Below are 26,136 nucleotides of genomic sequence, written 5' to 3'. Positions count from 1 at the left end.
TCTGCCGATGCGAACAATATGCAAGATCAAAGGTTTAAGTTTTCAATTTCACCCCCTATAATGGTTCTCAACATCAACTACTGAACCACTATTGGCAATGCTAATGGTTCTTCAATCCAGAGATTAATAATGACAGATGGAAATCAAGCGCTAAAAAAAGCGGGATTAAAGGTCACCTTACCACGAGTCAAGATCCTCGAGCTGATGCAGGAGCCCGAAAACCAGCATATCAGTGCAGAAGAACTATATAAAAAACTGCTCGATATTGGCGAAGAAATAGGTCTGGCTACGGTTTACCGTGTATTAAACCAATTCGATGATGCAGGTATCGTTACCCGTCATCACTTTGAAAGCGGCAAGGCAGTGTTTGAGCTGTCCTCTACCCACCATCATGATCACCTAGTCTGTCTCTCATGCGGTAAAGTGATCGAGTTTTCTGATGAAATGATTGAGCGACGCCAAGACGAGATTGCGATGAAGCACAACATTAAGCTGACCAATCATAGTTTGTACCTCTATGGCGTATGCACCAACGACGAGTGCGACCACGGCGACGAATAATTCGGTGCTAAGTCACCCATAAAGAAAAACCAGCATTATGCTGGTTTTTTTGTTTAAGGTGACACCTAAGGTTTAGTCACGCTGATTTACAACACCTTATGAAACACTTTCACCTTGTGGCCCATAAATTTACTGTGTTCGCGCTCGACCATGCCCAACTTGCGCGCTACTCTTTCTGAGCCTTTATTCGCAAGTAAAATCAATGCAATGGCCTCATCTATACCATGAGCTTTAAATCGTGATAACGCAGCTTGCCCCGCCTCCGAAGCGATCCCCTTGCCCCAATATTCAGGCAGATAGCGGTAACCTAACTCAACCTCATCAAACTCTTTGATATAGGTTGGGCCACAAAAACCTATCACCTTGTTATCGACCTTGTGTTCAACCGCCCAGCGACCATAGCCACGTTCGCGGTAGTTTTTAAGCAACACGTTTTCAAAAATATCCTGAGCCTGAGAGCGACAGGTCATTGGCGCACCAGGGATATAGGTTAATACCTCAGGAATGCTGTTTAGCAAGTAGAGACTCTCCACATCCTGTGCCTCAAATTGGCGTAAAATCAGCCTTTCTGTTTCTGCGATGATCACCACCCGCTCCTTTCATTTCCCCATCTAGCGTTTCAATATACCCATAACACGGTAGATTAGGAAGTATTCATCCAAGCTTAAGCGGGCATAGCTTTACACTAACCTCGCTTAAAATAAGTAAAAATAACATAAGTCTCAACGTGAACAATTGCTAAAACAATTGCAATGGCGTTCAATAGACAGCTAAGGATAAGTGTCTGCAATACTGGAATGCGTTATGACTATTATGCAAAAGGTCTTTTGGCTTATCGCCACCCTAGGTAATGGGGCCGGACTCTATTACTATCTCAAGTTTGGCGGCACTGGCGCCGCGTTTCTCCTGGGCTTTACCCTACTCTACACCCTAATCGGCGCCTATGATCTGCTGTTTAGCTCTCATACACTCAACCGCCTCTACCCAGTGGTCGCCTATCTACGTTATTTCCTTGAATCTTACCGAGTGGAGATACAGCAATATTTTATCGCCGGCGACACAGAAGAAGCCCCATTCAATCGCGAGCAACGCTCCCTAGTCTACCAAAGAGCCAAAAATGTACGCGATACTATCGCCTTCGGAACCCAGCGCGACCTATTAGAAGAAAATTATTTAAGCCTGTGGCATTCACTGTCACCTAAACAGATCGACGAACAGGCCAAACGGGTGCGCATTGGCGGCCCGGACTGCACTAAGCCCTACGACGCCTCCTACTTCAATATCTCCGCCATGAGTTTTGGATCCCTCAGCGCCAATGCGATTGAGGCCCTTAACCTGGGCGCCAAAAAGGCAGGCTGTTACCACAATACGGGGGAAGGCGGAGTCAGTCCCTACCACCTCAAACATGGAGGCGATTTAGTGTGGCAGATAGGTTCTGGGCTATTTGGCTGTCGCGACGATGAGGGCAATTTCAATCCCGACACTTTCGAGAAGATGGCCAAGCACCCCCAGATCAAGATGATAGAGATAAAGCTCAGCCAAGGCGCTAAGCCGGGTAAAGGAGGCCTGTTACCAAAGGCCAAAATCACCTCGGAGATCGCCCGTATTCGGCATATATCCATGGATAAGGATTGTGTCTCCCCAGCGGTCAACCCTGAGTGCACCACGCCCATTGCTCTGCTCAACTTCGTCAATCGCCTGCGAGAGTTAAGCGGCGGTAAGCCTGTGGGCTTTAAGCTCTGTATCGGCAATCCGGCGGAGTTTCTCGCCATCTGTAAAGCGATGCTAAAAACCAATATCACACCCGATTTCATCACCATAGATGGCGCCGAAGGCGGCACGGGGGCGGCACCAGTGGAGTTCAGCAATCGTTTAGGCATGACGTGTCTCGAAGGGGTCTACTTTGCCAATAATGCCTTGGTTGGCGTGGGACTGAGGCATAAGATCACCCTGATCGCTGCGGGTAAGACGGCCTCAAGTTTCGATCTACTGACCAAGATTGCCATGGGCGCCGATCTGATCAATGCCGCCCGTACCATGATGCTGTCGCTGGGCTGTATTCAATCGCGAAGCTGTAACACAAACATGTGCCCAACGGGTATCGCTACTCAAGATCCTGCGCGCTCCAAGGCCCTGGATGTAAAGAAGAAGAGTGAACGGGTGAAGAACTTCCACCAAAACACCTTAAAAGCCTTCTATGAATTGGTAGGCAGCATGGGACTGGATAATCCCGACAAGTTAAAGCCGAGAATGATTAAACGCCGTTCACCTTATGGCCTGCTCATCTCTACCGGTAGCCTGGTAGCGCCCCTGACCCATAACGCCATCATAGAGAACAAACTGCAAGGCACGGCCTGGGCATCTTGGTGGCAACAGTGTAGCGCCGAAGATTTCTATTGCGAAGACACCTATATCCTCACCCCTGCCGAATTTGGCCTATCTCACCGTAATGAAAATGAACACAGGGAAACACCTAGTGACCATAGGCAGTCATAAAAGTTATCTAAAGCTGTCATTAAAAAAAGGCGCCCTAGGGCGCCTTTTTTATCAGATGCTTAATGACTTAGCGAATTACCAGCCAGTCTTAGCACGCAGTGCACTACCGATGTCGGCAAGTGAACGAACTGTAGTCACGCCTGCTGCTTCTAGCGCTGCAAACTTGTCTTCAGCCGTACCTTTACCGCCAGCGATGATCGCGCCAGCGTGACCCATACGCTTACCCGCTGGTGCAGTCACACCGGCAATGTAAGACACTACAGGCTTAGTCACGTTAGCCTTGATATATTCTGCCGCTTCTTCTTCAGCAGTACCACCGATCTCGCCAATCATCACGATAGCTTCGGTCAGCGGATCGTTTTGGAACATTTCCAATACGTCGATGAAGTTAGTGCCTGGAATTGGGTCGCCACCGATACCAACACAAGTTGATTGGCCGAAACCTTCATCGGTAGTTTGCTTAACCGCTTCATAGGTCAGCGTACCAGAGCGAGACACGATACCCACTTTACCTGGCTTATGGATGTGACCTGGCATGATACCGATCTTACATTCGCCTGGAGTGATAACACCTGGGCAGTTTGGACCGATCATACGTACGCCAGTCTCTTCCAGCTTAACCTTAACTTCTAGCATATCCAGAGTAGGAATACCTTCAGTAATACAAACGATTAGCTCGATACCACCGTCGATAGCTTCTAGGATAGCGTCTTTACAGAAAGGCGCAGGTACATAGATAACAGTTGCAGTCGCACCCGTTTCAGCTACAGCATCTTTTACTGTATTGAAAACAGGCAGACCCAGGTGAACCTGACCACCCTTACCTGGTGAAACACCGCCAACCATTTGCGTGCCATACGCGATAGCTTGCTCAGAGTGGAAAGTACCTTGACCGCCAGTGAAACCCTGACAGATAACCTTGGTATCTTTATTAATTAATACAGACATTATTTGCCCTCCGCAGCAGCAACAACTTTAACAGCAGCATCGGTTAGCGACTCGGCTGCAATAATGTCAAGACCAGAGTTAGCCAGTACTTCGCGACCGAGATCTGCGTTAGTACCTTCTAGACGAACAACCACTGGCACTTCAACACCTACTTCTTTAACGGCGCCAATGATACCTTCGGCGATCATGTCACAACGTACGATACCACCGAAGATGTTGACAAGAACCGCTTTCACGTTAGCGTCAGACAAGATAATCTTGAATGCTTCGGCTACACGCTCTTTAGTCGCGCCGCCGCCCACATCAAGGAAGTTAGCTGGCTTGCCGCCGTGCAGATTAACGATGTCCATAGTACCCATTGCTAGGCCGGCACCGTTTACCATGCAACCTACGTTACCGTCAAGGGCAACATAGTTCAGCTCGAACTTGGCCGCGTGTGCTTCACGAGCATCATCTTGTGATGGATCGTGCATGTCGCGGATCTTTGGTTGACGGAACAGAGCGTTGCCATCGATACCGATCTTGCCATCCAAGCAATGGATGTTGCCTTCTTCAGTGATAACCAGAGGGTTAATCTCAAGCAATGCAAAATCGTGGTCGTTGAACATAGTCGCCAGACCCATGAACACTTTGGTGAACTGCTTCATTTGCGTTGGGTTTAGACCCAGCTTGAAGCCAAGATCACGAGCCTGGTAAGGCTGAGGACCTGTCAAAGGATCAATAATCGCTTTGTGGATCAGCTCTGGAGTCTCTTCAGCAACTGTTTCAATCTCAACGCCGCCTTCGGTAGACGCCATGAAAACAACGCGACGTGTCGCACGGTCAACAACGGCACCTAGGTACAGCTCGTTTGCGATATCAGTGCAGCTTTCGACTAAGATCTTAGCAACTGGCTGACCTTTTTCGTCAGTCTGATACGTTACTAGGTTCTTACCTAACCAATGCTCGGCAAATGCTCTGATCTCTTCTTTATCGCCGGTAACTTTTACGCCACCGGCTTTACCACGGCCGCCAGCGTGTACTTGACACTTAACAACCCACATATTTCCGCCAATATGGCCAGCCGCTTCTACCGCCTCTTGAGGGGTATCACAAGCATAACCTTCTGACACTGGTAAACCATATTCGGCAAATAGGGCTTTTGCCTGATACTCATGCAAATTCATGATGATCTATCCGTATACTTCTAATCTAATCCAACCGACTCTGTTGAGCCGGTAGCGAGGGGTGATGCCTACCGTTACCGACAGGCATCTAAACAACATCGTCTTACAGGTCTAATAGCAGACGAGTTGGGTCTTCCAGGAAGTCCTTAATGGCCACCAAGAAGCCAACAGACTCACGACCATCGATGATACGGTGGTCATAAGAGAGTGCTAGGTACATCATAGGTAGGATTTCTACCTGACCATTAACCGCCATTGGGCGATCTTTAATGGCATGCATGCCTAAGATCGCGCTTTGTGGCAGGTTAAGGATAGGCGTAGACATCAGCGAGCCAAACACACCGCCGTTAGTCACGGTGAAGTTACCGCCAGTCATATCTTCAACGGTAAGCTTGCCATCACGGCCCTTGATCGCCAATTCACGCACGTTACGCTCAATGTCGGCCAAGCTCATGGTGTCAGTGTCACGCAGTACTGGGGTTACCAGACCACGAGGCGTAGATACCGCGATGCTCACGTCGAAGTAGTTGTGATAAACGATATCATCACCGTCAATAGAAGCGTTCACTTCTGGGAAACGCTTAAGCGCTTCGGTTACCGCCTTCACATAGAAAGACATGAAACCAAGACGGATACCGTGCTTCTTCTCAAACAGATCTTGATACTGCTTACGAATGTCCATGATAGGCTTCATGTTGACTTCGTTGAAGGTAGTCAACATCGCCGTAGAGTTCTTCGCTTCTAGCAGACGGTTAGCGATAGTCTTGCGCAGGCGCGTCATAGGTACACGCTTCTGGCTGCGCTCGCCAAGCGGAGCAACAACCGCTGGCTCAGCAGTTTTAGCCGCAGGCGCTGACTTAATAAAGGCTTCCACATCTTCTTTAGTGATACGTCCACCAACACCAGTGCCTTTAATCTTGGCAGCATCTAGGTTGTGCTCGGCGATCAGACGACGTACCGATGGGCTTAGCGCATCGTTAGACTCGTCAGATTCAGCCGCTTGAGGCGCTGCAGCTTCGGCCTCTTCCTTAGAAACTTCCTGACCAGCAACGGCGCCAGCAACAAACTTAGCAATAACGGCTTCCGCTAGCACTGTGTCGCCTTCTTCAGCCAGGAACTCAACGATTGAACCATCTTCAGGCGCAACCACTTCTAAAACTACCTTGTCGGTTTCGATATCGACTAGGTTTTGATCACGAGACACTTGCTCGCCAGCTTTAACATGCCATGTGGCGATGGTTGCATCAGCAACTGATTCTGGCAGTACGGGTACCTTAATTTCGATACTCATGGAAAGCTATCCTTTTTATATTGTCTATTACTACAGTTTTAATGCGCTATTAATTAAAGATTCTTGCTGCTGAGCGTGCAGAGCCGGATAACCACATGCGGGTGCTGCCGAGGCTTCACGACCTGCATAGGTTAATTGGGCACCGGCTGGAATGGCCGACCAGAAGTGGTGCTGGCTGCAATACCAAGCGCCCTGGTTCTGAGGCTCTTCCTGACACCAAACGAAATCTTTAACGTGCTGATACTGGGCGAGGATCTGCGCCATATCTTCGTGTGGGAACGGGTACAGTTGTTCTACACGAATCAGCGCAATGTTGGTCTGGTTCTCTTTACGACGCTTTTCAAGCAATTCGAAGTAAACCTTACCACTACAGAAGACCACGCGATCGACCTTGCTGCTATCAAGCTCATCAATCTCACCTATCACATTTTGGAACGTGCCTTCGGCAAGTTCTTCCATGGTCGACACGGCCAGCGGATGACGCAGCAGTGACTTAGGTGACATAACCACCAGAGGACGACGCATAGGACGCACCACCTGACGGCGCAGCATGTGATATACCTGAGCCGGTGTCGAAGGAACACACACCTGCATATTGTGGTTTGCACAAAGTTGCAGGAAACGCTCCAGACGTGCACTCGAGTGCTCTGGGCCCTGCCCTTCGTAGCCATGAGGCAACAGCATGGTTAAACCACACAGACGGCCCCACTTCTGCTCACCAGAAGAGAGGAACTGATCGATAACCACCTGAGCACAGTTAGCGAAGTCACCGAACTGGGCTTCCCAAATGGTCAATCCGCCGGGTTCTGCTGTGGCATAGCCGTACTCGAACGCCAATACTGAGGCTTCAGACAATACCGAGTCAGAAATATCGATAGGGCCTTGCATATCAGACAGCTGACGAAGCGGCAGATAGGCAGTCGCGTCATTCTGATTATGTAGCACAGCATGACGGTGGAAGAAGGTACCACGGCCAGAGTCTTGACCCGTAATGCGCACGCGCTTGTTGTCGTCCAAAATCGAGGCGTAAGCTAAGGTCTCGGCAAAACCCCAATCCAGTAGCTTGTCACCAGCAGCCATGGCCGCACGATCTTTGTAGATCTTAGCAACGCGTGACTGCAACTTATGGCTCTCGGGCACATAGCTGATCTTATCAGCCAAGGCTTTAAGGCGCGCCAGCGGCAATTCGGCAGGATAAGCCTCATCCCACTCGCGATTCAGATAAGGCGTCCAGTCAACTGTGTGCAGCGTCATCGGACGCCACTCTTTCACCACGCAATCACCCTTATCCAGGGCATCGCGATAGTCGTTGATCATCGACGTCACTTCATCTGCACCAAGCGTCTTCTCTTCGATCAGGCGATCGGCGTAGATCTTACGTGGTGTTGGATGCTTTTTAATCTTGGCATACATCAGCGGCTGAGTCGCACTGGGCTCATCGGCTTCGTTATGGCCATGACGTCGGTAACAAACCAAATCGATCACCACATCACGCTTGAACTCGTTGCGATAATCAACCGCAACCTGAGCCACAAAAGCAACGGCTTCTGGGTCATCAGCATTAACGTGGAAAATTGGCGCCTGAACCATCTTAGCGATGTCGGTACAGTACTCAGTAGAGCGGGTATCTTCAGTCAGGTTGGTGGTAAAGCCCACTTGGTTGTTAACCACGATACGGATACTGCCCCCCACTTTGAAAGCACGGGTTTGAGACATGTTAAAGGTCTCTTGGACAATACCTTGACCGGCAATCGCGCTGTCGCCGTGAATAGTGATAGGCATGACCTGCAGACCAGTCTTACAGCCGCGGCGGTCAAGACGTGCTCTTACCGAGCCCATAACCACAGGGTTAACGATCTCAAGATGCGAGGGGTTAAAGGCCAGGGCTAGATGCACATTGCCACCTGGCGTTTCGAAATCTGATGAGAAACCTTGGTGATATTTAACGTCACCCGAACCATTGAGCTCATCGCTATGCTTACCAGCAAATTCGTCAAACAGTTCTGATGGCTTCTTACCTAAGATGTTAACCAGCAGGTTTAGACGACCACGGTGAGCCATGCCCACGACAATCTCTTTGGTACCCGCTTCGCCACCGCGATAGATAATTTCGCGCATCATAGGCACTAGCGCATCACCACCTTCCAGCGAGAAACGCTTGGCACCTGGGAACTTGGCCCCAAGATACTTTTCCATCCCCTCGGCGGCGTTTAGGCCTTCAAGAATTCGGGTTTTAGTGCTTTTATCGTAATTAGCGCTACCTAATGATGGCTCCAAGCGTTGTTGAATCCAACGCTTCTCATCAGTATCCGTGATATGCATGTATTCCGCGCCGATAGCACCACAATAAGTGGTCTTCAGTGCTTTCACCAGATCACCTAGCTTCATGGTGTCGCCACCGTGAGCAAATGAACCAGTATTGAATTCACGCTCCATATCTTCGCTGGTTAAGCCGTGGAAGGCAGGGTCCAATTCAGAGACGGTTTCGCGTTTCCATATACCGAGAGGGTCCAGATTCGCATTCTGGTGACCACGGAAACGGTGCGCGTTAATCAACTGAAGAACTTTAACCTGTTTAGCGTCGACTTCGGGATCCGTCACACGAGCAGCGCTCTTGTGGCGGCCTTCTAACGCCAAACTACGGAAATATTCACGTACTTTAGAGTGGGCAGCTTCGGGTACATCTGCTGTTGCACCGTTGGCATATGGGAGGTTATCAAACACCGCTCGCCAGTCGTCTGAAACTGACTGAGGGTCCTCTTGATAGGCTTCATACATCTCTTCTACATAGGTCGAGTTCGCGCCACTCAAGTGAGACGAATCGAGCCAGGCTTTCATGATGCCTTGGTGCATTTCTATTCCTTTCAAACTTTATACACGTGTTTTTAGCCAAAGTATTGAAAATGCAATCCCAGTTAAATGCACTGCAATTGCAAAATATCTGCCGCCCCTAGAGTCCAGATTTCACGGCATGTGTAGTTCCATTACATAAAAGAGCCACTTCTCACATAGGAGAAGTGACTCTCAATGAGCTATATAATTATTAAAATTAGCTCAGTGTGTTGCATTTATACTGCTCGCTTCAGCAACATGGACTTAATGTGTCCAATTGCTTTCGTCGGGTTAAGTCCTTTCGGACACACATCAACACAGTTCATGATGCCATGGCAACGGAATACGCTGTATGCATCGTCAAGCTCAGACAAACGCTCTTCGGTCGCGGTATCGCGGCTATCGATAAGGAAACGATAAGCATGCAACAGGCCGCTTGGTCCGACAAACTTGTCTGGGTTCCACCAGAATGATGGACAAGCCGTTGAACAACACGCACACATGATACACTCATAAAGACCATCTAAGTGCGCACGCTCTTCTGGCGATTGCAGATGCTCACGAGCTGGCGTCTTTTCATCGTTGATCAGGTAAGGTTTGATCTTCTCATACTGCTTGTAGAACTGAGTCAGGTCGACAATCAGGTCACGCACAACAGGCATACCCGGCAGTGGACGTATTTCCAGTTTCTTACCCTTGAAGGTAGAAATAGGCGTAATACAAGCCAGACCATTCTTACCATTCATGTTCACGCCATCACTACCACATACACCTTCACGGCATGAGCGACGGAACGCCAACGTTGGGTCTTGAACCTTCAGCTGCATCAGGACATCCAATACCATCATATCGGTACCTTCAGCCACTTCCAGCGTGTAATCCTTCATGTAAGGCTTAGTGTCTACTTCAGGATTATAGCGATAAATAGCAATCTTCAAATTCATCTTATCTTCCTTAGTAGGTACGCTTGATTGGCGGGAAGGCTTCACGAAGCTTAGGCTCCATGTTCACCGCACGCTTGGTCATCTGCTCTGTCACAGGATCGAACAGGCTGTGGCATAACCAGTTGTCATCATCACGCTCGAGGTAATCTTCGCGTGAGTGCGCCCCACGACTCTCTTTACGGAAGTTAGCCGCGTAAGCCGTGGCGATGGCTGTTGCCATCAGGTTGTCCAGCTCTAGACACTCGATACGCTGAGTGTTGAACTCTTTTGAGTTATCAGACAACTTGGCATTGGCCAGACGCTCACGAATCGCCTTAAGCTCTTCGAGACCTTCTGCCATGGCGTCACCGCTACGGAATACTGAGAAGTTAAGCTGCATACACAACTGAAGATCTTTACGGATCTTCGCAGGATCTTCACCGTCTTTGTTACTTTCCCAACGGTTTAGACGCTCAAGTGATTTCGCGATGTCGGCATCGGTAGCATCTTTAGGATCAGCTGTCTCATCCAACGCCTTACCCAAGTGTTGACCCGCTGCGCGGCCAAAGACCACAAGGTCAAGTAGCGAGTTACCACCGAGACGGTTGGCACCGTGTACCGATACACAGGCAATTTCGCCTACGGCAAACAGACCAGAAACATCAGTTTCACTGCCGTCTTCATTCTTACGAATCACCTGACCGCTCACCTTAGCAGGTAGACCACCCATCATATAGTGACAGGTTGGCAATACAGGGATTGGGCCATCGGCCGGATCGATATGCGCGAAGGTACGAGACAGTTCACATACGCCAGGTAGACGTGCTTCGAGGGTCTCTTTACCTAAGTGATCTAGCTTAAGTAGACAGTGAGGACCTAATGGGCCATCGAGACCACGACCTTCACGAATTTCAGTCATCATAGAACGTGCAACCACGTCACGCGATGCTAAGTCTTTCGCGTTTGGCGCATAACGCTCCATGAAACGCTCGCCGTCTTTGTTTAGCAGATATCCGCCTTCACCACGACAGCCTTCAGTAACCAGTACACCCGCGCCGGCGATACCGGTTGGGTGGAACTGCCACATTTCCATATCTTGCATCTGTACACCAGCGCGCATCGCCATACCGACGCCGTCACCCGTGTTGATGTGAGCGTTAGTGGTAGAGGCGTAGATACGGCCAGCACCACCTGTCGCTAAGATAGTGGCTTTAGACTTGAAGTAAACAATCTCACCGGTTTCGATTTCGATTGCAGTACAGCCAACGATAGCACCATCTTCGTTTTTCACGAGATCCAGTGCGTACCACTCAGAGAAGACTTCAGTCTTATGCTTAACGTTCTGTTGGTAGAGGCAGTGGAGTAGCGCGTGACCAGTACGGTCGGCCGCAGCAGCGGTACGAGCTGCTTGCTCGCCACCGAAGTTTTTAGACTGGCCGCCAAAAGGACGCTGATAGATCTTACCGTTTTCGAAACGAGAGAATGGTAGACCCATATGCTCAAGCTCGATAATGGCTTCTGGACCGGTTTGACACATAAATTCGATAGCGTCTTGGTCACCGATGAAATCGGAACCTTTTACCGTATCGTACATGTGTTGTTCCCAATGGTCTTCATGGGCGTTTCCTAGGGCTACGGTAATACCACCCTGGGCTGAAACGGTATGAGAACGCGTTGGAAATACTTTAGATAACAGCGCGCAGCTCTTACCTTCTTTAGAAATCTGTAGTGCAGCTCGCATACCCGCGCCACCGGCGCCAATTACGATTGCATCAAATTCACGAACTGGAATACTCACTTAAACACCCCACACAATAACAATGCCAGCAGCCAGATAAGAAAGTGCTGCTACGACGAAGACGAATTGGAGTACGCCACGAACTGCGACCGGCTTAACATAGTCGGTTAGCACTTGCCAGATACCGATCCAGGAATGAACCAGAATGGCAACCAAGGCTAAAAGCGTAAACACTTTCATCGGCAAAGCACTGAATAACCCGTGCCATACGTCATAAGTGAGAGGAGCACTAGCGGCAATGAATCCTACTAAAAAAATAGTGTAACAAGTAAGGATCACGGCACTAGCACGAAGAAGAATAAAATCATGAACGCCACTGCGTCCAAGACTCGCTGCATTTGTTACCATACCCAAATCCCCGCAATGATTGACCATGCCGCAGCAATAACAAACGCGGCTTTCGCTGAAGCGTTACCTGAGTCCAACTCTTCCCAACAACCGGTATCCATAATCAGATGGCGTAAGCCAACAATCAGGTGATAGCCAAGCGCAGTAAGAATTCCCCAGACGACAAACTTAACGATGAAGTTATCAAATAGAGATTGAATGCCCGCGAAACTCTCAGCAGATGCGAGTGACTCACTCAACAACCAGATAAGAATGCCGACGGCAAACAGCATGATGACACCGGAAACACGGTGTAGGATTGACGCAATCGCTGTTGCAGGAAAGCGAATGGTCTGCAGATCTAGATGGACAGGTCTTTGCTTTTTCACGTTCTGCTCACTCTGCTCCATTGAGCATTATTTTTGTTATTGAACCTCTTTCGAACGAAATTTGACCAGCAAGCAAACTTACCACCTCCTCTCGCCTCAAAAGAAAAGTTGAAACAAACAGTTAACTAATTCAAAAAACACTAATTAAGCTTGTAAATAATGGTTTTCGAATTGGTTTGTTTGTAGCTCTTTCGAGCCGAAGCAAGTATACGCCCCACAAATGTCAAATACAAACATCACATTATGCAAATTTTGTTTTTTTGGTAAAAAATTCTAGCAAGTTGCTTTAATGACGGGCACTTACGTCAAATTAAGACCATGGTCTAACAAATTTAAACAGTTATTTAAATTGAAATGTGATCTAGATTCACTGTAAAGTATTGGCGTTTGACAAAGCCGCACTCACATAAGAATGAAGTAAGGAGAACGGGGTATGGCTGATAATATAGCCAAATTGGAACTACCAGGGAACGATTCGATTGAACTGCCTATTAAGAAAGGAACGGCGGGATTTGATGTTATCGACATCAGTAAACTCGGTAGCAAAGGTCATTTTACATTTGACCCAGGATTCCTAGCGACAGCATCCTGCGAATCAGCTATCACCTACATTGATGGCGCCCAAGGTATACTTTTACACCGTGGTTACGCTATCGACGAACTTGCCGTCGATTCAGATTATTTAGATCTTTGTTATTTGCTGCTTTACGGTGAGCTACCTAACAAGGCTCAATACGACAAATTTGTCTACACGGTAAAGACACACACTATGGTTAACGAGCAACTTGCGTCGTTCTTCCGTGGTTTCCGCCGTGATGCACACCCAATGGCTATGCTATGTGGTGTCACAGGTGCATTGTCTGCATTCTATCAAGACTCTCTCGATGTTAACGACGAACACCACCGCGAAATTGCGGCGTTCCGTTTAGTCTCTAAGATGCCGACTATCGCCGCTATGTGTTACAAGTATTCAATTGGTCAGCCATTTGTTTACCCACGTAACGACCTAAGCTATGCGGGCAACTTCCTAAGCATGATGTTTGCGGTCCCTTGTGAAGAGTACAAGGTTAACCCTATCATCGAGCGTGCTATGGACCGTATCTTTATCCTGCACGCAGATCATGAGCAAAATGCTTCTACCTCTACTGTGCGTCTAGCTGGTTCTTCAGGAGCGAACCCATTTGCGTGTATCGCAGCGGGTATTGCCTCACTGTGGGGACCTGCACATGGCGGCGCAAACGAAGCTTGCCTGAACATGCTAGAAGAGATTGGTACTGTTGATCGTATTCCTGAGTTTATCGAACGTGCAAAGGATAAAGATGATCCATTCCGTCTGATGGGCTTCGGTCACCGCGTTTACAAGAACTTCGACCCTCGTGCCAAAGTCATGCGTGAAACTTGCCACGAAGTGCTTGCCGAGCTTAAGGTTAACGATCCACTGCTCGACGTAGCGATGGAGCTTGAGCGTATCGCACTGGAAGATGAATACTTTGTGTCTAAGAAGCTTTATCCAAACGTAGACTTCTACTCAGGTATCATCATGAAGGCTATCGGTATTCCAACTAGCATGTTCACCGTACTGTTCGCTCTAGCGCGCACTGTAGGTTGGATTGCTCACTGGAAAGAGATGTTGGATCAGCCTGGTCACAAGATCAGCCGTCCACGTCAGCTTTACACAGGTTCGGCAGAACGCGGCTTCGTCAAACTAGATCAGCGTTAATCCCTGCCTAATCTTAAAAAGCACCCTTAAGGGTGCTTTTTTTATGCCTATCTCGCTTTATATACGCCTTTTTAAGCTTGTCCTTTTATGGCTCCTCTAAATATCACGCATCCATTATCACTCCATCCATGCCATGATGTTCTATACCTATTTTTTGCTCACATTCGGCCCGCCAAACAAGAGAGGCTTCGACTAAAATATTAAAGATACATTTTGTATCAAATCCAATTTGCGCTCCCTTGGCTAACAGTCATAACTTTAAGTAGTCAAAATCATCACTTGTTAAACATTTTCGCTACAAACCAATTAACAAGTTCATCAACTCAAGGGTTGAGTTGGTACAAACAATTGAAAAATATAGATTTAAAATTTTGGCACACCTTGTGCTTACTAAGGCTAATTGGATAAATAACATAGGTATCTTCACATGGAATCTTTTTCAAAGTTTAAGTTGGCACTTCCCCTACTATTTGTTGCCGTACTCAGTGCATGTGGCAATGAGGAAACAAAAAAAGAAGAAGAAAAATACGCCGTTCCCGTTGAAACCACGACTGTAATACAAGGTGACGTCTCCTCCTTTTATAGCACTACTGCAACCCTCGAAGCGCCTCAGGAAGCCGATGTCGTTAGCCGTATCGCGGGTCTTATCGAAGAGATTAAGGTTGAAGAAGGGGATCGCGTCACCAAAGGGCAACTGTTAGCCGTGATTGATGCGAAACGTCAACGCTACGACCTGGCGCGCTCTCAAGCCGAAGTGGAGATCATCGAACAAGAACTGAATCGTTTGAAGAAGATGGGTAATAAAGAGTTTATCAGCGCCGACTCCATGGCCAAACTCGAATACAACCTGCAGGCCGCCATCGCCAAACGCGACTTAGCAGCACTGCAAGTAGAGGAAAGCATGGTCCGCTCACCCATCGACGGTGTTGTCGCCAAGCGCTATGTCAAGGCCGGTAACATGGCCAAAGAGTTCGAGCAGCTCTTCTATGTGGTTAACCAAGATGAACTTTACGGCATCGTCCACCTACCAGAAGCACAGCTGCAGAGCCTGCGTTTAGGTCAGGAAGCTGAGCTATATGCCAACAAGCACACCAAAGAGACTGTTCACGCCAAGGTTCTTCGCATCAGTCCCATAGTGGACCCACAAAGTGGTACCTTTAAAGTCACTCTGTCTGTTCCGAACCAAAATGCCCAACTCAAGGCGGGTATGTTTACCCGGGTAGAGTTGAGATACGATACTCATAGCAATGTGATAACCGTTCCCTACAACGCTGTAGTCAATCAAGATAATCAATACGCCCTATATGTCGTCCAAGGTGACAATGCCCTGCGCCGCGAAGTCTCACTAGGTTACCGCGAAGCCGATACCGTTGAAGTCGTGTCTGGATTGGAACCCGGTGAGCAGATAGTGATCCGTGGGCAACAAAACCTCAAAGATCAGTCCTTAGTTGAAGTGATCAGCCAACTAGACGTTGCTCGCGCACAACAATAACGGGAACTCAGCTTATGTCGATTATTAATACTTCCGTTAAACGGCCGGTATCCGTGTGGATGTTTATGTTAGCCGTGATCCTGTTTGGCATGGTGGGCTTCTCTCGTCTGGCAGTGAAACTACTGCCGGATCTCAGCTACCCTACCATTACCATACGCACCCAATACGAAGGCGCCGCACCGGTCGAAGTAGAGCAGCTTGTCTCTAAGCCGATCGAAGAAGCCGCTGGTATCGTTAAAGGCCTGCGTAAGATTAGCTCCATCTCCCGCTCTGGCATGTCCGATGTCGTACTCGAATTTGAATGGGGTACAGACATGGACATGGCGAGCCTAGAGGTCAGGGAAAAGCTAGATACCATAGAGCTGCCGCTGGATGTGAAAAAGCCACTCCTGCTGCGCTTTAACCCTAACCTGGATCCCATAGTCCGTCTGGCGCTCTCCCTACCCGACGCCGATGAACAATCACTCAAGCAGATGCGTACTTTTGCCGAGGAGGAGCTAAAGCGTCAGCTGGAATCTCTTAGCGGCGTCGCGGCCGTCAGACTCTCTGGCGGTCTGGAGCAAGAAGTACATATTCAACTCAATCAGGAAAAACTGACCCAACTTAACCTTAATGCCGACAAGATCCGTGAGCGAATCGCTGCCGAGAACATCAACCTTTCTGCCGGTAAGGTGGTTCAGGGTGAGAAAGAGTATCTGGTACGTACGCTAAATCAATTTAACTCCTTAGATGAGCTTGGCCAGATCATCGTCTATCGCGACAAGCAAACCCTGGTGCGTCTGTTCGAGGTGGCCGACATCATAGATGCCCACAAGGAACGTAACGATATCACCCGTATCGGCTCGGCGGAATCTATCGAACTGGCCATCTATAAAGAGGGTGATGCCAATACGGTTGCTGTGGCGCGCAAGGTTAGCGCTAAATTAGATGCCCTCAAAAAGCTCAACGAAAAAGCGGAGCTTAAGGTGATCTATGACCAATCCGAGTTTATCGAAAGCGCGGTGAGCGAAGTCACCTCGGCAGCACTGATTGGTAGTCTGCTTTCGATGCTGGTGATCTATCTGTTCCTTAGAGACATAGTGCCGACCCTTATCATCTCTATCTCGATTCCCTTCTCCGTGATCGCCACCTTTAATATGATGTATTTTGCCGACATCAGTCTCAATATTATGTCACTGGGTGGTATCGCCCTGGCAGTGGGACTTCTGGTTGATAACGCCATTGTGGTGCTGGAAAACATCGATCGCTGTCGTAAGCTGGGAATGAATAAACTAGATGCCGCGGTAACAGGCACCAAAGAGGTAGCGGGTGCAATCTTTGCGTCGACCATGACGACTCTGGCAGTATTCGTGCCTCTGGTATTTGTCGATGGCGTAGCCGGTGCGCTTTTCTCGGATCAGGCGCTAACGGTAACCTTCGCCCTACTGGCCTCACTACTGGTCGCACTGACCACGATTCCAATGTTGGCATCGCGCGAAGGCTTTAAGGCGCTGCCCCACCTGGTACAGAAACGTGAAAAACCTGTGCTAGACACTAAAATAGCCAAGGTAAAGCATTACGGCGCAACCGTTTGCTCCTTCCCTTTCGTACTGCTATTTAGTTACTTACCGTCACTACTGCTAACCCTAGCACTGATACTCAGTCGCGCCTTCTCCTGGCTTGCAGGCTTGGTGATGCGCCCAATCAGCTTAGCATTTAACTGGTTTTATCATCTCCTCGAATACCTGTATCACAAGCTGCTGAGGCAGGCCCTGAAATTTACCTGGGTAACGCTGGCCATTGCCCTCACCCTCACGCTAGGCACCATGAGCTTGATCCCAAGGCTTGGCATGGAGCTTATCCCGCCGATGAACCAGGGTGAGTTCTATGTAGAGGTCCTACTGCCTCCTGGCACAGAAGTGAGCGAGACAGACAGAGTATTACAGAAGCTGGCTTTATCTATCAAAGACAGAGAAGATGTTAAACATGCCTACAGCCAAGCCGGTAGCGGCGGGCTAATGACTTCAGATACCTCTCGCGGCGGTGAAAACTGGGGGCGCCTGCAAGTGGTACTGGCCGACCACCAAGCCTTTAATGAGGTCACCCAGGAGCTGCGCACCACAGCGATGCGTATCCCTGAGTTAGAAGCCAAAATTCAACATCCTGAGCTGTTTAGCTTCAAGACGCCACTGGAGATAGAGGTGATTGGTTATGACTTAGCCCAGCTCAAGCAGACCGCAGATAACCTTATCAGCGCGCTGTCTGACTCGGATCGTTTCGCCGACCTTAACACCAGCCTGCGTGACGGTCAGCCAGAGCTTAGTATCCGCTTCGACCACGCTCGCCTGGCTGCCTTGGGTATGGACGCACCGACGGTTGCTAACCGTATCGCCCAGCGCATCGGCGGCACAGTCGCCAGTCAGTACACTGTCCGTGACAGAAAGATCGACATCCTGGTGCGCAGCGAACTCGAGGAGCGCGACCAGATCAGCGATATCGATTCGATGATCATCAACCCCAACAGCAATCAGCCGATCCCGCTGAGTGCCGTTGCCGATGTGTCTTTGAATCTGGGGCCCTCAGCCATCAACCGTATCAGCCAGCAGCGAGTCGCTATTGTCTCGGCTAACCTTGCCTATGGCGATCTCAACGACGCAGTAGTTGAGGCCAGAAGCATCATAGATCAGCAAAACCTACCAAGCTCGATTCAGGTACGTTTTGGTGGACAAAATGAGGAGATGGAACACTCCTTCCAGTCACTGCAAATCGCCTTAGTATTGGCAGTATTTCTGGTCTACCTCGTCATGGCCAGTCAGTTTGAGTCGCTCATTCATCCCCTGCTTATTCTTATCGCCGTACCTATGGCGGTGGGTGGCAGTATCTTTGGCCTGTTCATCACCCAAACTCACCTGAGCGTTGTGGTGTTTATCGGTCTTATCATGCTGGCAGGCATAGTGGTGAACAACGCTATCGTTTTGGTGGATCGCATCAATCAGTTGCGTCAGCAGGGCATCGCTAAGCTAACGGCCATCGAAGAAGCCGCGAAATCCCGCCTGCGCCCCATCATCATGACCACAATGACGACAGCCTTAGGTTTGGCACCTATGGCACTAGGCTTAGGCGATGGTAGCGAGGTACGTGCACCTATGGCGATCACCGTTATCTTCGGTCTGTCTCTGGCAACCCTGCTAACACTCGTGGTGATCCCGGCGCTCTACGCCCTGTTTGACCGCAAGGCATTTGATGCACCTGCCGAAGTCGCTCAAAAGGGAGAATGAGTATGAATATCACTCGTTTAGCCATCAGTCGGCCTGTGACCACCAGCATGTTCTTCGTCGCTATCTTGCTCTTTGGCTTAGCATCGAGTCGTCTGCTGCCTCTGGAGATGTTTCCTGGCATCGAGATGCCCCAGGTGATGATAGAAGTGCCCTACAAGGGCTCTACTCCCGCCGAAGTAGAGCGGGAGATCACCAATGTGCTAGAAGAGTCCCTCGCCACCATGGGAGGGATCGAAGAGCTGAGATCGCGCTCATCGCAAAATGGCGCCGAAATTGAACTCAGGATGAAGTGGGGCGAAAACGTCTCCACCAAGAGTCTGGAAGCCAGGGAAAAGGTGGATGCCGTGCGTCACCTATTGCCTAAAGATGTGGAACGCGTCTTTATCCGCCAGTTTTCTACCGCTGATATGCCGGTACTGACCATACGTATCTCTAGCGAGCGGGAACTCTCTGGTGCCTTTGACCTACTGGACAAGCAGCTTAAGAAGCCGCTTGAGCGAGTCGAAGGGGTCTCTCAGGTGAGTCTTTATGGCGTTGAACAAAAGCAAATTGAGATACGACTCGATGCCGATAAACTCAGCGCCACCGGCGTAAGCAGCACGGCATTACAACAACGTCTGAGCCAGGAAAACTTTATCGTCAGCGCCGGTACACTCAGGGCCAACACTAGGGTGTATCAAGTATCGCCTAAGGGCGAGTTTCGCGACCTTGATGATATCTCAGCCTTAGTGTTGATCCCTGGCGTGACCTTAGGGGACGTCGCCTCGATTCGCTACGCCCTGCCTGAGCGCCTGGACGGTCGTCATCTGGATCAGAAATATGCTGTCGGTCTGGATGTATTTAAGGAGTCCGGTGCCAATCTGGTCGATGTATCTGAACGGGTACTCAAGGTTATCGAAGCGGCTAAGCAAGATCAGCAGTTCAACGGCATCAAGCTGTTTATCATGGAAGATCAGGCCTATGGGGTTAAATCTTCCCTATCGGATCTGCTGACCGCAGGCTTAATCGGCGCCCTGCTCTCATTTGCTGTGCTGTATCTGTTTCTGCGCAACCTCAAGATGACACTTGTGGTGGTTTCCTCTGTGCCCATCTCACTGTGTATGACACTGGCGGGCATGTACTTCTTAGGCTATAGCCTGAACATTCTCTCGATGATGGGCTTGCTGCTGGCAGTGGGGATGCTGATCGACAATGCCGTGGTGGTAAGTGAAAGTGTGTTGCAGGAAAAACAACATCAGGGCAAAGCATCTACCTCTCAAGCAGTGCTCACGGGGGTTAACAAGGTTGCTCTGGCGGTACTGGCTGGGACGCTCACTACGGCTATCGTGTTCCTGCCCAATATCTTTGGGGTAAAGGTGGAGCTGACTATCTTCCTGGAACATGTCGCCATTGCGATCTGTATCTCGCTGGCGGCGTCACTCTTGGTCGCCAAGACGCTGATCCCCTTGATGTTAAGCAAGCTGCATTTTGAGATTGAGACCGACCCTAAGCCAAGCAAATTGCAATCTTTTTATGAGCGCAGCCTTGCATGGATCTTGTGCAGACCCAAGCGTTCAGGCGTGATTGCCGTGATCATGTTGGCATCGACTGCCCTACCACTGAGCATGGTGCAGCAAGACCAAAACGATGGTGAGGGGAACAACCGCCTCTACATCAACTATCAGGTAGAGGGACGCCACAGTCTGGATGTAACCGAGGCGATGATCAACCGCATGGAAGATTACCTCTATGCCAATAAAGAGGAGTTCTATATCGACTCAGTCTACAGCTACTTCTCTGCTGACCGAGGTCAATCGACCCTGCTATTGCAAGAAGATGCCGACATAGATATCAAGGCGCTGAAACGCAAGATACGTGAAGGCTTCCCTAAGTTCTCCATCGCCAAGCCACAGTTTGGTTGGGGCAATGATAACAATGGCATTCGCGTAACCTTAACTGGCCGCTCCACTAGCGAACTGATCACCATCAGCGAACAAGTGGTTCCTTTGTTGGCCAAGATTGAAGGTCTAAGCGATGTGCGCTCAGAGCTCAACAGTACGCAGCAAGAAGTGATAATCGAGCTGGATCGCACTATGGCAGCCAGACTTGATTTAAGCCTCAGCGAGCTGGCGCGTAATGTCTCTATGGCGCTTCGCGGCTCACCACTACGCTCTTTTAGACACGATCCAAGCGGTGAGCTGCGCATCGAGTTAGCCTACGATAGGAAGTGGCGCGAATCTTTGGAAAAGCTCAAAGAGCTGCCAATCGTCCGTCAGGGCAGTCGCGTCTATACACTTCAGAGCCTGGCCGAGATCTCGATTCGTCCACGATTTGACACTATCCGCCACTACGATCGTCAAACCGCGCTTTCTATCGGCGCTAACTTAGATGAGATGACCACTGAAGCGGCGCAAAAAGCGATAAAGCAGGTGATGGATACCGTACAGTTCCAACCTGGCTATGGTTACTCGCTACGTGGCGGCTTCCAGCGCCAGGATGAAGATCAGGCCATCATGGCGACCAATATGATCTTGGCTATCGCCATGATCTATATCGTCATGGCTGCCCTGTTTGAATCTTTGCTGCTGCCAACGGCCATCATTACCTCTATCCTATTTTCCATTACCGGAGTTTTCTGGGCACTGTTACTGACAGGCACGTCAATGTCTATCATGGCAATGATTGGGATTCTGATCTTAATGGGCATAGTGGTTAATAACGGGATAGTCTTGGTGGATCAGATAAACCAGAAAACACCCGAACTGGATCGCCTCTCCGATACCATACGCCAAGTGTGTATTACACGTTTACGTCCGGTATTGATGACGGTTGGTACCACAGTATTGGGACTTATACCGCTCGCCATGGGAGATACCCAAATCGGTGGCGGCGGTCCCCCTTATGCGCCTATGGCAATTGCCATCATAGGTGGCTTAAGCTTCTCGACGCTTACCAGTCTCTATCTGGTGCCGCTCTGTTATCAAGCACTTTATCGTATGCGCCATCAGGCAGCGATAAAACTTGGCAACGCCGATCAGTTTACCCGCCGTATCATGCCGTGGGCGCACTAAAACTTAAGGAAAAGAAAAGGCTGCTTCTTGCAGCCTTTTTAATATGCAACTATATAAACTGATTCAACAAATATAAAAAGGCTCCCCAATGAATAGCATGGCTCGCTTCACTCTAACCAGCTTACTGCTTTACTGTGTAAGCATTAGCTACACTGCCGCTGAGGATAAATTTGCACAGGTAAAAATCTCAGCCACCAAGTTAACCGAGCATATCTATATGCTTAGCGGTGCTGGCGGCAATATCGGTGTGTCCGCCGGCGAGGATGGTGTACTCATCATAGATGATCAATTTGCCCCTTTAGCCGACAAAATTAGTGCGGCGCTGGCCGATATTCAAACTGGCAAACCCAAATATATCGTCAATACCCACTATCACGGGGATCATACTGGCGGCAATGGTTTCTTCGGACAAACTGGCGCCATATTCGCCCACGATAATGTACTTAAGCGATTAGCCAGCGACGAAAAGTTTTCACCCGAGGCACTACCAAGCATCACCTATGAACAAGGGATCAAGATCCATTTTAATCGCGATACCCTGCACCTAGTGCATCTGGGCGCTGCCCATACCGATGGCGACAGTGTCGTGTTTTGGCGCAACGCACCTGTGGTGCATATGGGCGATCTCTTCTTTAAAGACAGATTCCCCTATATCGATCTGAAGGCAGGTGGCTCTGTGCTCGGCTATCGAGACAGTGTTGCCACCATATTAGCCAGGGTCGATAAAGATACTAAAATCATACCTGGCCATGGCGATCTCGCCACAAAACAAGACCTTATTCGTTTCAAAAAGATGCTAGATCTGTCTATCGACTGGATGATGCAGCAACTTAAAGCCAAAAAGTCTCTCAACGAGATAAAACAGCAGGGATTACCCGAAGCACTACAGGGGTGGGGCTGGAAATTTATCTCACAAGAAACCTGGATAGACACTCTCTATAACGGCCTAAGTGAGCAATAACGACAATGAGGAGACTTTGTCTCCTCATTTTCTAGCGAGTGCTGTCATTACTGCCTAACTCATATCACTCAAAAAGTCATCTTATAGCCAGACACTCAAAGGGTTAGCAAGTAGCATATCATTCAACTGAATCGACTAAATTCATGAAAGTAAATCCCGCCCATTGTTCGACCTTCAAACAGCCTTTTTAAAGACTCAGTAAAATCACAATTAGAAACACTACCAACTTGCGTTACTCCCTAGCTATCCTAAAATTTAAACATCCTTCATAGCAAATGCATTGGCTGTCTTGGGGCCCTCGCTGAGGATTGACTGTGAGTAATCGCAATAGGAATTTGGCTCACAAGGAACGTAACATATTGGTATTAAACCTTACGGACGAAAGGTGTTTTACCAATAAACAAACTGACTCATCCCAGTGGCAATTTAACCTTGCTTGCACCTTAGAGTGCGCTTACCAAACATTGCAACACACCCCCTGCCAGGTTGCGATAGCCATCATAGACACTGCCCATCAACAGGTTGTCTTGCACGCTGTAGAGTTACTGTCAGCTCGTCAGCCTGACCTATTATGGGTGGCGCTTTCCGTAGACAACCCCAAGAAAATGAAGGAGCTCAGCTTCTGTTTTACAGACTACTTTTTAGATCTACACCACCTGCCTATTGACTGGCCGCGACTCGAACATACCTTAGGTCACCTCTATGGCATGGCGACAATAAATGAGCAATGGAGTCACAAGCACCCTTCTAATAAGCCCGCATCCTTTTTCTTTGGTAAATCCGAAGCAATGCAAAGCTTGCGCGACACCCTCTATAAAGTTGCCAAATCCGACGAAACTGTGCTTATCGGTGGTGAAACAGGCACCGGCAAGGGGCTATGTGCTAACTTGATCCACTCGCTATCTGGACGTAAAAGCGGTCCTTTTATCACCGTAAATTGCGGCGCCCTGCCCCCAACGCTTATCCACTCGGAGCTATTTGGCCATGAAAAAGGCGCCTTCACAGGGGCCGACAGACAATACATAGGCCGAATTGAGCGCGCCGATAAAGGCACGCTATTTTTAGATGAAATAGGCGATCTCTCTCTAGAGTTACAGATCAATCTTCTGCATTTTCTTGAGGAACATTACATCGAGCGGATCGGTGGCCAAAGCACAACCGACGTAGACTGCCGCATCATCTTTGCCACTCATGTTAATCTAGAGAATGCTATTGAAGAAGGCAGATTTAGAGAAGATCTTTACTATAGAATCAATATCATACAAATAGAAATTCCCAGTCTAAGACAACATAAAATTGACATTCCCCTGCTTGCCGAGGATTTTTTGGCCAGATTGGCTCCCCCCAACCGTCGAGTTGCGTTTAACCAAAATGCCTTACAAGCCATGACCCAATACCAATGGCCTGGTAATGTGCGTGAGCTTAAAAACCGTATCCAGCGAGCCATCATCATGGCCGAAAGTGATGTGATCACCGAAGCCGATCTTGGCATTAAATTGGCCTGCCCGGCTAATGATGAGTCAGACGTAGTCGATTTTGCTAAACACAGAACCGAAATTGACACAGAACTGCTACTGGCTGCTATTAAGCGTAATCATCACAATATCTCAGCAGCCGCCCGTGAACTCAATATCTCCCGAACGACTTTCTATCGCCTCATCAAGAAGTGCAAGATAACGCTATAGCTAAGTTTATGTGGCACAAACAGAGGATCGACTTATGCCATCAATTCAATCGACAGTAATTGTCAGCCTGTCCTTGCTCTTCCTCAGCACTGGATGTCAGCAAAAAGAGGATGAGAAAGTGCATCAGGAACTCGCCTATCTTAAACAAGAAGTCGGTCAGCTTAAGCAGCAAGTAGCCATTATGAGCAGCCAGGTTAAAGAGATACATGCCATTGCCATGCAGAGCCAACAGCCACAACACAAAACCCTACCCAACCAGAATGATCCTGATGAGCAAGGCAAATTACCCTCATTAGGCGCAGCAACGGCACAAGTGGCTATTGTCGAATTTTCAGATTACCAATGCCCTTACTGTAAACGTTATATAGACAATACCTTCGCAAAAATAAAAGCCAACTATATCGATAAAGGTAAGCTGAAATATATCACCAGAGATTTCCCACTGGGCTTTCACCCCAAAGCCAAAGGCGCCGCTATTGCCGCAAATTGCGCCCAACAACAAGAAGCTTATTGGCCAATGCGCGAGGCCTTGTTTCAAAATATGCGTCAGTTGGGCGACAAACTCTATCAAGACACGGCGATGCAACTCTCACTGGACATGACCAAGTTCGCCACTTGCCTCGAAGATCAAACCATCCTGGCTAAGATAGAGCAGGATATCGTTTATGGCTCATCAGTTGGGATACGAGGCACACCAAGTTTCCTTATCGGCAAACTTGAAAACAATCGCCTTATCGAGCCCAAGCTTGTGGTGGGAGCCCAAAGTTACCAGACCTTTAGTGCCCTCATCGATACACTCGAATCTAAGCTTACCAAAACCAACTAACATTGAAGCCGCGATACTCTCGGTATTTAGCGGCTTTCCCCAAAAACCTCCTCCCCTTAAAACGCCTTAAACCATTAGACAAGGCTATACATAAAAAGGCCTAAACAGTCAGCGGATGCGCTTTATATTAGGTCTGTCTCGTCCTCTGTCACTCCTCACTTATGGACAAAGCAAAGTGTTACACATATGTAACACCGAAACGATATCCCCATAACATAAAACCAAAAAATCCCTTTAATTAACAGCAAGATAACTATTTGGCCTAATGCTTGCTGTTATAAGGCCAACGATTTGGACACTGCATCGAAATGGCCCCGTTTTCACGCCATCCCTGCAGTTACTAAAAGCGGCATACGCCGACATATGCAGTAATAGCGAGTAAACACTTTATCGAAATTGAGCCCAATTTCATCA

At 48.8% G+C, this 26,136-nt stretch carries 18 protein-coding genes; 9 read left to right on the top strand and 9 right to left on the bottom strand.

Annotated features, from left to right (window positions below; translation table 11 throughout):
- The first annotated feature begins 129 nt into the window (after positions 1-129).
- Entirely contained in the window at positions 130-561 is a 432-nt protein-coding gene (gene fur, locus NY07_RS12130; protein WP_033539621.1) for a ferric iron uptake transcriptional regulator, read from the top strand.
- A gap of 86 nt (positions 562-647) precedes the next feature.
- On the opposite strand, the gene NY07_RS12125 is transcribed toward fur, so the two are convergent.
- On the bottom strand, positions 648-1,148 hold the full coding sequence (locus tag NY07_RS12125) for a GNAT family N-acetyltransferase (RefSeq protein WP_081953828.1): 501 nt from the start codon (positions 1,146-1,148) through the stop codon (positions 648-650).
- Positions 1,149-1,365: 217 nt separating this feature from the next.
- Between NY07_RS12125 and NY07_RS12120 the strand changes: the two genes are divergently transcribed.
- On the top strand, positions 1,366-3,057 hold the full coding sequence (locus NY07_RS12120; protein ID WP_033539620.1) for an FMN-binding glutamate synthase family protein: 1,692 nt from the start codon (positions 1,366-1,368) through the stop codon (positions 3,055-3,057).
- Between the two features lie 75 nt (positions 3,058-3,132).
- Here the strand turns inward: NY07_RS12120 and sucD are convergent, their stop codons facing one another.
- From sucD to sdhC, 8 genes are all read right to left on the bottom strand, one after another.
- On the bottom strand, positions 3,133-4,005 hold the full coding sequence (gene sucD, locus NY07_RS12115) for a succinate--CoA ligase subunit alpha (RefSeq protein WP_033539619.1): 873 nt from the start codon (positions 4,003-4,005) through the stop codon (positions 3,133-3,135).
- Entirely contained in the window at positions 4,005-5,171 is a 1,167-nt protein-coding gene (gene sucC / locus NY07_RS12110; RefSeq protein WP_033539618.1) for an ADP-forming succinate--CoA ligase subunit beta, read from the bottom strand. The genes sucD and sucC overlap by 1 nt, the downstream gene beginning before the upstream one ends.
- Before the next feature lie 103 nt (positions 5,172-5,274).
- Positions 5,275-6,462 (bottom strand): 2-oxoglutarate dehydrogenase complex dihydrolipoyllysine-residue succinyltransferase, encoded by a 1,188-nt coding sequence (gene odhB / locus NY07_RS12105; RefSeq protein ID WP_033539617.1) that lies wholly within the window; start codon positions 6,460-6,462, stop codon positions 5,275-5,277.
- A 30-nt stretch (positions 6,463-6,492) separates the two neighbouring features.
- The gene (gene sucA, locus NY07_RS12100; RefSeq protein ID WP_033539616.1) at positions 6,493-9,315 is read right to left on the bottom strand and encodes a 2-oxoglutarate dehydrogenase E1 component; all 2,823 of its coding nucleotides are present in this window, start codon (positions 9,313-9,315) and stop codon (positions 6,493-6,495) included.
- A 215-nt stretch (positions 9,316-9,530) separates the two neighbouring features.
- The gene (locus NY07_RS12095) at positions 9,531-10,238 is read right to left on the bottom strand and encodes a succinate dehydrogenase iron-sulfur subunit (protein ID WP_033539615.1); all 708 of its coding nucleotides are present in this window, start codon (positions 10,236-10,238) and stop codon (positions 9,531-9,533) included.
- Positions 10,239-10,248: 10 nt separating this feature from the next.
- On the bottom strand, positions 10,249-12,015 hold the full coding sequence (sdhA, locus tag NY07_RS12090) for a succinate dehydrogenase flavoprotein subunit (RefSeq protein WP_033539614.1): 1,767 nt from the start codon (positions 12,013-12,015) through the stop codon (positions 10,249-10,251).
- Positions 12,016-12,363: a succinate dehydrogenase, hydrophobic membrane anchor protein gene (gene sdhD, locus NY07_RS12085; RefSeq protein WP_033539613.1), complete on the bottom strand. Its 348-nt coding sequence runs from the start codon at positions 12,361-12,363 to the stop codon at positions 12,016-12,018.
- Positions 12,357-12,752 carry a succinate dehydrogenase cytochrome b556 subunit gene (gene sdhC / locus NY07_RS12080; RefSeq protein WP_033539612.1) on the bottom strand — a complete coding sequence of 132 codons (396 nt, stop codon included), beginning with the start codon at positions 12,750-12,752 and terminating at the stop codon, positions 12,357-12,359. The genes sdhD and sdhC overlap by 7 nt, the downstream gene beginning before the upstream one ends.
- Before the next feature lie 412 nt (positions 12,753-13,164).
- On the opposite strand from sdhC, the gene NY07_RS12075 reads away from it, so the two are divergent.
- The 7 genes from NY07_RS12075 to NY07_RS12045 all read left to right on the top strand — a co-directional run bounded on the left by NY07_RS12075 (position 13,165) and on the right by NY07_RS12045 (position 25,722).
- Complete coding sequence (locus NY07_RS12075; protein WP_033539611.1) at positions 13,165-14,451, top strand: citrate synthase; 1,287 nt, start codon at positions 13,165-13,167, stop codon at positions 14,449-14,451.
- A gap of 427 nt (positions 14,452-14,878) precedes the next feature.
- Positions 14,879-15,943 (top strand): efflux RND transporter periplasmic adaptor subunit, encoded by a 1,065-nt coding sequence (locus NY07_RS12070; protein ID WP_033539610.1) that lies wholly within the window; start codon positions 14,879-14,881, stop codon positions 15,941-15,943.
- Between the two features lie 14 nt (positions 15,944-15,957).
- Positions 15,958-19,200 (top strand): efflux RND transporter permease subunit, encoded by a 3,243-nt coding sequence (locus NY07_RS12065; RefSeq protein WP_033539609.1) that lies wholly within the window; start codon positions 15,958-15,960, stop codon positions 19,198-19,200.
- Positions 19,201-19,202: 2 nt separating this feature from the next.
- A complete protein-coding gene (locus NY07_RS12060) occupies positions 19,203-22,250 on the top strand; it encodes an efflux RND transporter permease subunit (protein WP_033539608.1) in 3,048 nt (1,015 codons plus the stop codon).
- Between the two features lie 88 nt (positions 22,251-22,338).
- Positions 22,339-23,211: an MBL fold metallo-hydrolase gene (locus NY07_RS12055; protein ID WP_033539607.1), complete on the top strand. Its 873-nt coding sequence runs from the start codon at positions 22,339-22,341 to the stop codon at positions 23,209-23,211.
- Between the two features lie 314 nt (positions 23,212-23,525).
- The gene (locus NY07_RS12050; protein ID WP_033539606.1) at positions 23,526-24,896 is read left to right on the top strand and encodes a sigma-54 dependent transcriptional regulator; all 1,371 of its coding nucleotides are present in this window, start codon (positions 23,526-23,528) and stop codon (positions 24,894-24,896) included.
- Between the two features lie 34 nt (positions 24,897-24,930).
- Positions 24,931-25,722, top strand: a complete 792-nt coding sequence (locus NY07_RS12045; protein WP_033539605.1) for a thioredoxin domain-containing protein — start codon at positions 24,931-24,933, stop codon at positions 25,720-25,722.
- The last annotated feature ends 414 nt before the right edge of the window (positions 25,723-26,136 follow it).

This window comes from Shewanella sp. ECSMB14101 (genome assembly GCF_000773485.1).
GTDB lineage: Bacteria > Pseudomonadota > Gammaproteobacteria > Enterobacterales > Shewanellaceae > Shewanella > Shewanella marisflavi.
Note: the sequence above shows the minus strand (reverse complement) of the source record. Positions and strands in the feature narration are given on the sequence as shown.